12 protein-coding genes are annotated in these 10634 nt (G+C 61.6%); 7 read left to right on the top strand and 5 right to left on the bottom strand.

Annotated features, from left to right (window positions below):
* From QZ766_RS02780 to cheZ, 6 genes are all read left to right on the top strand, one after another.
* Nucleotides 1-899: fimbria/pilus outer membrane usher protein (locus QZ766_RS02780; protein ID WP_297197007.1), on the top strand; the 899-nt coding region annotated here is incomplete at its 5' end.
* On the top strand, nucleotides 899-1879 hold the full coding sequence (locus QZ766_RS02775; RefSeq protein ID WP_297197005.1) for a spore coat U domain-containing protein: 981 nt from the start codon (nucleotides 899-901) through the stop codon (nucleotides 1877-1879). The genes QZ766_RS02780 and QZ766_RS02775, both read left to right, overlap by 1 nt.
* Before the next feature lie 117 nt (nucleotides 1880-1996).
* A complete protein-coding gene (gene cheR / locus QZ766_RS02770; RefSeq protein WP_297197003.1) occupies nucleotides 1997-2860 on the top strand; it encodes a protein-glutamate O-methyltransferase CheR in 864 nt (287 codons plus the stop codon).
* Nucleotides 2860-3909, top strand: coding sequence for a chemotaxis response regulator protein-glutamate methylesterase (locus QZ766_RS02765; RefSeq protein ID WP_297197000.1), 1050 nt, complete (start codon nucleotides 2860-2862; stop codon nucleotides 3907-3909). The genes cheR and QZ766_RS02765 overlap by 1 nt, the downstream gene beginning before the upstream one ends.
* 15 nt (nucleotides 3910-3924) lie before the next feature.
* Entirely contained in the window at nucleotides 3925-4314 is a 390-nt protein-coding gene (gene cheY, locus QZ766_RS02760) for a chemotaxis response regulator CheY (protein WP_297196998.1), read from the top strand.
* 9 nt (nucleotides 4315-4323) lie between these two features.
* Complete coding sequence (gene cheZ, locus QZ766_RS02755) at nucleotides 4324-4965, top strand: protein phosphatase CheZ (protein ID WP_297196996.1); 642 nt, start codon at nucleotides 4324-4326, stop codon at nucleotides 4963-4965.
* Nucleotides 4966-5028: 63 nt separating this feature from the next.
* Here the strand turns inward: cheZ and QZ766_RS02750 are convergent, their stop codons facing one another.
* The 5 genes from QZ766_RS02750 to QZ766_RS02730 all read right to left on the bottom strand — a co-directional run bounded on the left by QZ766_RS02750 (nucleotide 5029) and on the right by QZ766_RS02730 (nucleotide 10181).
* Nucleotides 5029-5793 carry an SDR family NAD(P)-dependent oxidoreductase gene (locus QZ766_RS02750; RefSeq protein ID WP_297196994.1) on the bottom strand — a complete coding sequence of 255 codons (765 nt, stop codon included), beginning with the start codon at nucleotides 5791-5793 and terminating at the stop codon, nucleotides 5029-5031.
* 35 nt (nucleotides 5794-5828) lie between these two features.
* Nucleotides 5829-7064 carry an MFS transporter gene (locus QZ766_RS02745; protein WP_297197009.1) on the bottom strand — a complete coding sequence of 412 codons (1236 nt, stop codon included), beginning with the start codon at nucleotides 7062-7064 and terminating at the stop codon, nucleotides 5829-5831.
* 156 nt (nucleotides 7065-7220) lie between these two features.
* Nucleotides 7221-7766: a gluconokinase, GntK/IdnK-type gene (locus tag QZ766_RS02740; protein WP_297196992.1), complete on the bottom strand. Its 546-nt coding sequence runs from the start codon at nucleotides 7764-7766 to the stop codon at nucleotides 7221-7223.
* Nucleotides 7767-7852: 86 nt separating this feature from the next.
* Nucleotides 7853-8899, bottom strand: a complete 1047-nt coding sequence (locus QZ766_RS02735; protein WP_297196991.1) for a LacI family DNA-binding transcriptional regulator — start codon at nucleotides 8897-8899, stop codon at nucleotides 7853-7855.
* Between the two features lie 388 nt (nucleotides 8900-9287).
* Complete coding sequence (locus QZ766_RS02730; protein ID WP_297196989.1) at nucleotides 9288-10181, bottom strand: LysR family transcriptional regulator; 894 nt, start codon at nucleotides 10179-10181, stop codon at nucleotides 9288-9290.
* A 141-nt stretch (nucleotides 10182-10322) separates the two neighbouring features.
* On the opposite strand from QZ766_RS02730, the gene QZ766_RS02725 reads away from it, so the two are divergent.
* Nucleotides 10323-10634 (top strand): CoA-transferase (locus QZ766_RS02725; RefSeq protein WP_297196987.1); only part of this gene is annotated, 312 nt, incomplete at its 3' end.

The raw sequence follows: 10634 nt of genomic DNA, 5'->3' as shown, positions 1-10634 counted from the left end.
CCTGGAGCCGCAGCCTGTGGCGCGGCAGCAGCTTCAACCTCGCTGCCAGCCGCGACAAGCAGCAGGGCGCGTGGAACCTCGGCCTCTCTTTGCAGGTGCCGCTGGGCGGCAATAATAACGTTGCCTTCAGCACCCGCTCGGCGCCGGGCTCCGGCAGCAGCCAGCGGGTAGACTACAGCCGCAGCATGCCTACCGACGGCGGCTACAGCTGGAATATGGCCTGGGCCCGGCAGTCGCGCACCAGCAACTACCAGCAGGCGTCGCTGGGCTGGCGCAATAGCCACGTTGAGCTGCTGGGCGGCGGCTACGGGGAGACCAACAGCATGAACTGGTGGGGCGAGGCGATGGGATCGCTGGTGATGATGGACGGACAGCTGTTTGCTGCTAACCGTATTGACGATGCTTTCGCAGTAGTCAGCACCAGCGGGCAGGCGGGGATACCGGTGAGCTACGAGCACCAGCCGGTGGGCACCACTAACAGCAGGGGCTATCTGCTGGTCAGCCGCGTCTCAAGCTGGTATCCCGCCAGCTACAGCATCAACGGCATGGATCTGCCCGCCGAAAGTCAGCTTAAGCAGAGCGAGCGCCGGGTGGCCCTGCGCCGCAACAGCGGCTCCCTGATTAACTTTGAAATAGATACTGCCCGGGCGGCGAGCGTTATCCTGCACGACGCGCGCGACCAGCCGCTGCCGGTGTCCAGCCGGGTCAGCCGGCCGGAGCGTCCGGATGTGCTGGTGGGTTACGACGGTATGGCCTGGCTGGAGGACCTGCGCGAGGAGAACCTGCTGACGGTGACTACGCCGCAGGGCGCGCGCTGCCGGGTAACGCTGGTACTGAAGCCTAACCCCGAGCGGCGGATGCAAGCCTACGGCCCGCTGGTTTGTCGGGAGGCTCCGTAATGGGTAAACGCGTCCTGTTTCTGCTGGTGGTGCTGCTGGCAGCGGCCAGCGCGCCGCTGCGCGCGGCCTGCACCTCGGCGATGGAAAACGGATCCTTCGGCACCTTCTCCTCGTTTACGGTGAAAAACAGCGGCGGCGAGCAGCAAACCTCGGCCAATCTTACCGTCACCTGCGACCAGCTGCTGGGCCTGCTCTCCAGCGATAAGGTCACAATGACCATTGTGGGGGCCTCTGCGATATCCGGCACCCGGGCGGCGTTAAAAAACGGCGACAATCCGGCGGAAACGCAGCTTATTCCCCTGCGGGTGTGCGGCGGCACCTCCTGCAACGACGGCACGGAGACCGCCATCGGTAAAAGCATCACCTGGAGCGGCGGATCCCTCATCAGCCTCGGCAGCCGCGCCTACCGCATGCCGGTCTATTTCCGCACCCTGTCGGGGGCCAGCGTCAGCGCCGGGCGCTATCGGGTCACCCTGACCCTCAACATTGAGTACAGCATCTGCCTGGTGAGCCTGGTCGGGCTGTGCGTCGGTTCGCCGGAGGTGAGCAGTGCGATGGTTACGACGCAGCTGGACATGACCATCACCAATGACTGCGTCGCCATTAGCGCGCCGGACCTTAACTTCGGCAGCGCGCCGCTGGCGAACAGCTTCTCGCCGGTGACGCAGGACATTACCGTCAGCTGCACTAAAGGCAGTACCTACAGCGTGGGCATTGATAACGGCGTCAACGCCAGCGGCAGCGTCCGGCGCATGAAAAGCGGCAGCAGTTACCTGAGCTACGATATTTTCAAAGGCAGCACCGCCAGCCGCTGGGGCAGCGTGGGGGCCCAGCGCTGGGAGAGCGCCGCCGCCAGCGGCGTCAGCACCGACGGCACCGTGCGGCGCTATACCTATACGGCCCGCATTCTTACCAGCCGGGCGGATACGCCGCCCGCCGGCACTTACAGCGACACGCTGCTGGTGGATATCACCTTCTGATGCCGCAGCGCCGCTATTTTTAACCCGGGTATAAAGTTCCGCCGCGCCGCGCCGATAACTGCCACATCTCTTATGGATCCAGGAGCTGTCGCTTCTGAACGCTTCGACAGTAGGCCTATGACATCGATTCTGCCCGACGGACACTCGTCACTGCTTACGCAGATGACGCAGCGCCTGGCGCTCTCCGACGCCCAGTTTCAGCGGATAAGCCAGCTCATTTACCAGCGGGCGGGGATCGTGCTGGCGAACCACAAGCGCGATATGGTCTACAACCGGCTGGTGCGCCGCCTGCGCCAGCTGCAGATAGAGGATTTTGGCCGCTATCTCGCCGAGCTTGAGCGGGATCCGCAGAGCCCCGAGTGGCAGGCGTTTATCAACGCCCTTACCACCAACCTGACCGCCTTTTTTCGCGAGGCGCACCACTTTCCGGTGCTCGCCGCCCACGCCAGCGCGCGACGGGGCGAATACCGCGTCTGGAGCGCGGCGGCCTCCACCGGCGAAGAGCCTTATTCGATCGCCATGACCCTTGCCGATACCCTCGGTAGCGTTCCGGGCCGCTGGCGGGTCTTTGCCAGCGATATCGACAGCGAGGTGCTGGACACCGCGCGCGGCGGTATCTACCGCCAGAGCGAGCTGAAAACCCTCTCGGCGCAGCAGCTTTCCCGCTACTTTATGCGCGGCACCGGGCCTCACGACGGCCTGGTCCGGGTGCGCCAGGCGCTGGCGGGCAGCGTCGACTTTGCGCTGCTCAACCTGCTGGATGGGCAGTACGCGCTGCCGGGCCCGTTTGACGCCATTTTCTGCCGCAACGTAATGATCTATTTCGATCGGCCAACCCAGCAGGCCATTTTGCGGCGCTTCGTGCCGCTGCTCAAACCCGGCGGGCTGCTGTTTGCCGGCCACTCGGAGAATTTTAGCCACCTGGTGCCGGAGCTGGTGCTGCGGGGGCAGACGGTATACGCGCTGCAGGAGGCGAAGTAATGGCAAAAATCAGAGTGCTGTCGGTGGACGACTCGGCGCTGATGCGCCAGATCATGAGCGAAATTATTAACGGCCACGCCGACATGGAGATGGTTGCTACCGCCCCGGACCCGCTGGCGGCGCGGGACCTGATTAAAAAGTTTAATCCCGACGTGCTGACCCTCGACGTGGAGATGCCGCGCATGGACGGGCTGGACTTCCTGGAGAAGCTGATGCGCCTGCGCCCGATGCCGGTGGTAATGGTGTCGTCCCTGACCGGCAACGGCTCAGAAGTTACCCTGCGCGCGCTGGAGCTGGGGGCAGTGGACTTTGTGACCAAACCGCAAATGGGGATCCGTGAAGGCATGCTGGCCTACAGCGCGCTGATTGGTGAAAAAGTCCGGGCTGCCGCCGCGGCGCGGATTGGCGCGCACCGCCCGCTGCCCGCGCCCGCGCTGCTGGCTGCCGGGCCGCTGCTCAGCTCGGAGAAGCTGATTGCTATCGGCGCGTCTACCGGCGGCACCGAGGCGATTCGCCACGTGCTCCAGCCGCTGCCGCTGACCAGCCCGGCAATACTCATCACCCAGCACATGCCGCCGGGCTTTACCCGCTCCTTTGCCGATCGCCTTAACAAGCTGTGTCAGATAACGGTGAAAGAGGCCGAGGAGGGCGAGCGGGTGCTGCCCGGCCACGCCTATATCGCCCCCGGCGACCGGCACATGATCCTCGGGCGCAGCGGCGCAAACTACCACATTCAGATCCACGATGGCCCGCCGGTGAACCGCCACCGGCCGTCGGTGGACGAACTCTTTTACTCGGTGGCGAAGTATGCCGGGCGCAACGCGGTCGGCGTCATTCTCACCGGCATGGGTGCCGACGGCGCGCAGGGCCTGAACGCCATGCGCCAGGCCGGTGCCTGGACGCTGGCCCAGAGCGAAGCCAGCTGCGTGGTGTTCGGTATGCCGCGGGAGGCTATCCAGTGCGGCGGCGTCAGCGAGGTTGTCGATCTCAGTCATATCGGCCAGCAGATGCTGGCAAAAATCAGTGCCGGACAGGCAATTCGTATCTAAAAGGAGTGGAAGTGAATGGCGGATAAAGCGCTAAAGTTTCTGGTGGTGGACGACTTTTCTACCATGCGCCGCATTGTGCGTAACCTGCTTAAAGAGCTGGGATTTCATAACGTCGAAGAGGCCGAGGACGGCGTGGATGCGCTTAACAAGCTGCAGGCGGGCGGCTTCGACTTCGTGATTTCCGACTGGAATATGCCGAATATGGACGGCCTGGCGCTGCTGAAAACCATCCGCGCCGGGGCGGCAACAGCTGCGCTGCCAGTGCTGATGGTCACGGCCGAGGCCAAAAAAGAGAACATTATTGCCGCCGCCCAGGCGGGGGCCAGCGGCTACGTGGTGAAGCCGTTTACCGCAGCGACCCTCGAAGAGAAGCTGAACAAGATTTTCGAAAAACTGGGGCTTTAAGGAGGGACAATGACGCAGCCAGCAACGCACGCCGTCGGCGATCCCGCCGCCGACATTATTGCCCGCATCGGCAGCCTGACCCGCATGCTGCGCGACAGCCTGCGCGAACTGGGGCTGGACAAAGCGATTGCCGAAGCGGCAGAAGCCATTCCGGACGCCCGGGACCGGCTCGACTACGTGGTGCAGATGACCGCCAGCGCCGCCGATCGCGCGCTCAACAGCGTCGAGCTTTCCCAGCCGCACCAGGCGAGTCTGGAGCAGGGGGCGAAGGGACTGAGCGAGCGCTGGGACGGCTGGTTTGACAGCCCGCTTGAGCTGGCGGACGCCCGCGAGCTGGTGGTGGATACCCGCCGCTATCTGGCGGAAGTGCCAACCCATACCGCCGCCACCAGCGCCCAGCTGCTGGAGATCATGATGGCGCAGGACTTTCAGGATCTCACCGGCCAGGTGATCAAGCGGATGCTGGACGTGATTCAGGAGATTGAGCGCCAGCTGCTGATGGTGCTGCTGGAGAATATGCCGGAGCAGCCTCCGCGCCAGGCGCCGTCCGGCGGCAGCCTGCTGAACGGCCCGCAGGTGGACGCCAGCCGGGCAGGCGTGGTTGCCAGCCAGGATCAGGTGGACGATTTGCTGGACAGCCTTGGGTTTTAGTGCGGGGAACGAAAACAGCGAACAGGAAGCGGGGCAGGCGCGCGGCGCCCGCCCCGGGTCGGGCTACATGCGGTAGATACCGCCGTTGATATCCAGCGTGGCGCCGGAGATAAAGCCGTCGTATTCCGAGGCGAGGAACCTGATCGCCCGGGCCACGTCGTCGGCGTTGCCGCCGCGGCCCAGCGGGATCTGGCGCACCGTAGCGTCGGCGGACTCTTTGGTGGTGTGGCGGTTGTGGAAGGTGGTGCCGAGGATAAGGCCCGGCGCTACCGCGTTAACGCGGATACCGTGCTCGCCCAGTTCGGCCGCCAGAGAGCGGGTCCAGGTCAGGATCGCCCCTTTGGTGGTGGAGTAGACCAGCGATCCGGAGTGGCCGCCCGCGCGCCCGGCCAGCGAGGCCAGGTTGATCACGCTGGCGCCGTCTTTCGCGGCTTTCAGGAACGGCAGCGCAGTTTGGGTGATGTTCAGCATGCTGGTCATGTTGACATCGATCACCTTGTGCCAGAAGTCGGCGTCAATCTCGCCGAGCCACTTGCGCCCGATGATCCCGCCGACGTTGTTGACCAGAATATCAATTCCGCCGAGGAACTCTGCCGCAGCGTGGACACATTTGCTTGCCTGCTCCTCGGAGGTGAGGTCTCCGTTGAGATAGGCTGCCTTAACGCCGCGAGATTTTGCCAGCTCAACCAGCTCTTTTGGGCCTTCCTCTTTGGTGTGGTAGTGCAGGAACACGTCGCAGCCGGCGTCGATAAGCTGCTCGGCGGTGGCCCGGCCAATGCCCTGTTCGGCACCGGTGATAAACGCTTTTTTACCTGTCAGATTTCCCATAATTAATTCCTCGTTGCGTAATACGGATAAGAGAATCAGGAGTGAATTACGCCTTCCCGCTGCTTCGCGCAGTAGAAGATGCAAACGAGCCCCGTGATGACTAAACACAGTGATAAAAAGATAAGCCCCGGCGTGTTGCTGTGGGTGACATCTTTCAGCACCCCGACGGCGTAAGGGGCGACGAAACCGCCGATGTTGCCAATGCAGTTAACCACGCCCAGCCCGGCGGCGGTGGCGCTGCCCGTAGAGACGTTAGCCGGCATCGACAGGAAGCAGGGGCCGGCGGTGTAGATCCCGATAGCGGCGATGCACAGGAAGCCCAGCGCAATAAAGAGGCTGTAGTGGAAGAAGGCCACCGCGCCCAGCAGGCCAACGGCTGCGGTCACCATACTGATCCCGGCGAACACGGCGATTTTTTTGGTCCTGGTGGCCCACAGGCTCCACGGATAGACCAGGCAGGCGGCCAGGCCATAAGGCAGCAGCGCTATCAGGCTGACGTGGAAAATATCGTCCCCGGAAATGGCGGTCAGGATCGACGGCAGCCACATGCCAAATCCGTAGATGCCGCAAACCATGCCGAAGTTGAGCATCGCGTACAGCAGGTACTTTTTGTTCTTCATTCCCTTCATAAAGTCGGCGAGGGTAATTTTCGAGCCCGAGCGGGTGCGCTCGGTATTCTCAATCAGCCACGACTTCTCTTCGATGTTGAGGTAGTTCACTTCGCGCGGGGAGTTTTTAATGATAAAGGGCAGGAACAGGCCGATCACCAGCGGCGGAATACCTTCCAGAATGAACAGCAGCTGCCACGGCTCAAAGCCAAACCAGGCGTGGTCAATATTGAGAATCAAGCCGGAGATCGGCGAGCCGATGGCGTTCGACAGCGGCTGAACAATAATAAACAGCCCGAGAATTTTGGTGCGGTACTTTTCCGGGAAAAAGACCGTGAAGTAATAGACTACCGACGGAAAGAAGCCGGCCTCGCACACACCGAGCATAAAGCGGCAAATATAGAGTTCGGTCGGGGTGCGGACAAAACCCTGCAGGGTAGCGAATATCCCCCAGGAGATAAGGATCCTCGCAAACCAGATGCGCGGACCGAATTTAATCGTCCCGGCATTGCTGGGGATTTCAAAAATAAAGTAGCCGATAAAGAAAATGCCCGAGGCGAAACCAAACGCCGAAGCGGTCAGACCGAGGCTGCTTTCCAGCGCGGTGGCCGCGTAGGCCATGTTATTTCGATCCAGAAATGCCAGGAAATAGAGCAGGATCATCAGCGGTACAATATTTAGCGTTAGCTTTTTTATGGCGCTGCGTTCAATGGCTTGAACATTATTTGGAGTCATAATTTTTTTCCAATTTACTCAAATGGAATCGTAGGGGAGTGTTCCCTGAGGCAAAATGTCCACAGATGGTAAACGGACGTACTGTTATTTTATTTTTTCAAGGCAGTCGGCAATAACGTCATCAATGGAGTGATTAATATCAATGGTTACAACGTCAGTCTCATCGGCCTGCGGGCGCTCCAGCGTCTCAAACTGCGAGGTCAGCATCGCGCTGCGGAAATAGTGCCCTTTGCGCTGCTTGAGGCGTGCTTCAATAACCTCAAAGCTGCCGTCGAGAAACAGGAAGCGCACGCCGGGGTTGCCTTTCCGCAGGGTATCGCGGTAGCGCCTTTTCAGGGCCGAGCAGATAATCAGCGACGTCGGATTGGTTCTCAGCATCGAGTAGCCGGCGGTGTTGAGCGCCTCCAGCCACGGCTGGCGATCGCTGTCGTCCAGCGCATGGCCGGCCGCCATTTTGTCGACGTTGCTGCGCGGGTGTAAAAAATCCCCGTCGATATACGGAATATCCAGCGCCGCGGCCATCCGCCGGGCCACAACAGATTTTCCGCTGCCCGAAACGCCCATCAGCACCCAAAGGGTATTGGGTTTTACCGCGGTGTCGGACGATGAACCGGACTGGTGACTGTGCATGTTGTTCTTCCTTCTATTCTAATCATCGGGATACAGATGGCCTGATCGACGCGCGGCGTCGGCACAGGGGCAGTGCTGGCGCAGGGTCAGGGGCCCGCTTCGCGAACGGACTGGCGGGCCTCAAGCGACGGAGTAAAAAGAAACTCTTCCGGCGGCGTTCGGGGATCGGCGATGCGCTGCAGCAGCCGCTCCACCATCAGCGAGGCAATATCGCCCAGCGGCGCCATCACGGAACTCATGGCGGGGCGGGTCATCCGGGAGAGCGGAACATTGTCGATGCCGATAACCGAAATCTCTTCCGGCACGGCTGCTCCCGCGTCGCGCAGCCCCGCGATAAGGCCAATACCCAGCGCATCATTGACGGCCACAACGCCGTCGGGGCGCGGGGAGAGCCGCAGAATGCGCGCCGCCAGTGCGTAGCCAAGCTCGCTCATTTCGCTATCGCCGTAGCCGCCTGCGGCTTTCTCTTCAACCACCTGCCCGCGGCTTTCCATCTGGTGCTGGCGCAGGACGGTCTGGAAGCCGTCGATTTTCAGGCTGCGGCCCGGAGTCAGGCTCGCTTCGGTGGCAAAGACGATATTGCGGCACCCGCGCTCCAGCAGGTGGGCGGCGGCGATGCGCCCGGCCTCGGCATTATCCATTGAGATACTGTCGTACAGCCCCGGCAGATCGCTGAAGTTCCAGGCCTGGCGGTTGTCATAATTGATGATGACCATGCCCTGTTCAGCGGCCCTGGCAAAATGGGTTTTGCGCAGGTCGCTGGCGGCGACGATCAGGCCGCGAACGCCCTGGGAGAACAGGTCTTCAATAAATTCTGCTTCTTCCTCTTCCCGGCGTCCGGCGCTGCCGAGCAGCATCCGGTAGTGCTGCTTTCTGGCGGCCAGCTCCACTTCGTGGGCGAGGGCCGCAAAGCTCGGGTTCACAATGGAGGGAACCAGCAGGCCGAATATCCTGGGCTGGCGTTTTTTGGGCTGGGCAATGATGCGGTTAGGCTGATAGTTCAGCTCGCCGATTGCCTGCTCGATGCGGGCCCGGGTCTCGCTGCGCATCTGGTCGACGCGCCCGTTGAGGACGTTGGAGACGCTGCTGATGGACACGCCCGCCAGCGCGGCGACCTCGCGAATATTCGCCATTTTGCTCCTCCTCATCTCAGGGCATACATCAGCATTTGAAGCTTCTGTATCGTTTTAGTGTAACGTTACAGAAGAATTTATCCCTCAAGCAGTCGTACAACAAGCGATAGCGGATTCCAGGGCGGTTTTTTTTACTAAAATGTGAAATCCATCAACTCTTTTGCCTCGGGCTGACTAAAACGTTTAGTGGTTTATCTGCGGTTGAAGAGGAGGGGAAAAGGCTTTCCGAGCGGGTGAAATGCCCGCATAGCGCGGTTTGTCAGGGTTTGTCGCGCTGAAGCCGGCGAGGATTTGCGCCAGCCACTTTGCCGGCAGCGGCGTCCGGCGCGCCTCCGGTGCCCTGGTAAAACGGTAATGTTTCAGTAACGCGGCCATAACACGCGGTCGCTCAGCGCAGGCTGAACTGCGCCCGAAACGTCGCCAGCAGCGCGCTCGCCGCCGCCGACAGCTGCCCGTGGCGGGTGCGGATCACGCCAATCTGCCGCTCGATAACCGGATTGCCCAGCGGCAGACACGCCGCGCCGAGCGCCGTCATCTGCGACTCGCACAGTGCGGGCACCGCGCTGACTCCCAGTCCGCAGGCCACCATGTGGCCGACGGTAACCAGCTGGTGGCTTTCAAAAGCCACTTTCAGCGGATGGCCGTGGGCGTTAAGCCGCTCCTCGAGCAGCAGCCGCACCGCCGAGGGGCGCTGGAGGGTAATAAAGTCGTGGGCCAGCAGCTCCCGCCAGCTCAGCTGTCCCCGCTGCGCCAGGGGACTTTCCCGCGACACCACCGCCACAAAGCGATCGGTGCCCAGCGGCGTAAAGTGCAGGCTGGCAGAGGCCTGCGGCTCGAATGCAACGCCCATCTCCACCCGGCCTTCGGCCACCATCTCGATCACCTGCTCGTTAATCACGTCGTGGACGGTGACGTTAATCCCGCCGTAGCGCTCGCGAAACGCCTTCAGCACCCGGGGCAGGGCGTTGGCTGCAAACGACGGCATCGCCGCCACCGACACCTTGCCGGTTTGCAGGGTAAAACGCTGGCGCATTGCCTCTTCGGTGTTGTCCCAGTCCGCCAGCAGCTGGCGGGCCATCGGGAAAAAGGTGTCGCCTTCCGGCGTAAGCTGCACCCGGCGGGTGGTGCGGGTAAACAGCTGGCCCCCCAGCGCCTCCTCCAGAGTATTGATGGCCAGGCTCATGGCCGGCTGGGACATATTCAGCTTTTCGCTGGCCTGGGCGAAATTCAGAGTGTGAGCTACCGCTAAAAACGCGCGTAACTGTTTGATGCTCATTCTCATTTCAATTTCTTATAACGTTATGAAAACATTGATTTAACAATTTATTCATTTAGAAAACTGATGAATCCTTCACAAATTTAAAATTAACAGATGAGTGTCGCCCCCGGATGATGCCTGCACGACCCACGAGGAGATCAAACAATGGCGGGACTGGACAAGCGCGTCGCCAGCTATCAACAGGCGCTGGAAGGACTGGAGGACGGCATGACGGTGCTGGCGGGCGGATTTGGCCTGTGCGGCATCCCGGAGAATCTGATTGCCGAGGTGCGCCGCCGCGGGGCGCGGGAGCTGACCGTGGTCTCTAACAACTGCGGGGTGGCGGACTTCGGCCTCGGCCTGCTGCTGGAGACGCGGCAGGTCAGCAAAGTGGTGGCCTCCTACGTGGGAGACAACCCGTTGTTTGAGCAGCAACTGCTGGCCGGCGAGCTGGCGGTGGAGCTGACCCCGCAGGGC

This window comes from uncultured Pluralibacter sp., assembly GCF_913775985.1.
In the GTDB taxonomy this organism is placed as follows: domain Bacteria; phylum Pseudomonadota; class Gammaproteobacteria; order Enterobacterales; family Enterobacteriaceae; genus Pluralibacter.
The sequence above is the reverse complement of the archived record's forward strand: the minus strand, read 5'-3'. Positions and strand labels throughout refer to the sequence as shown.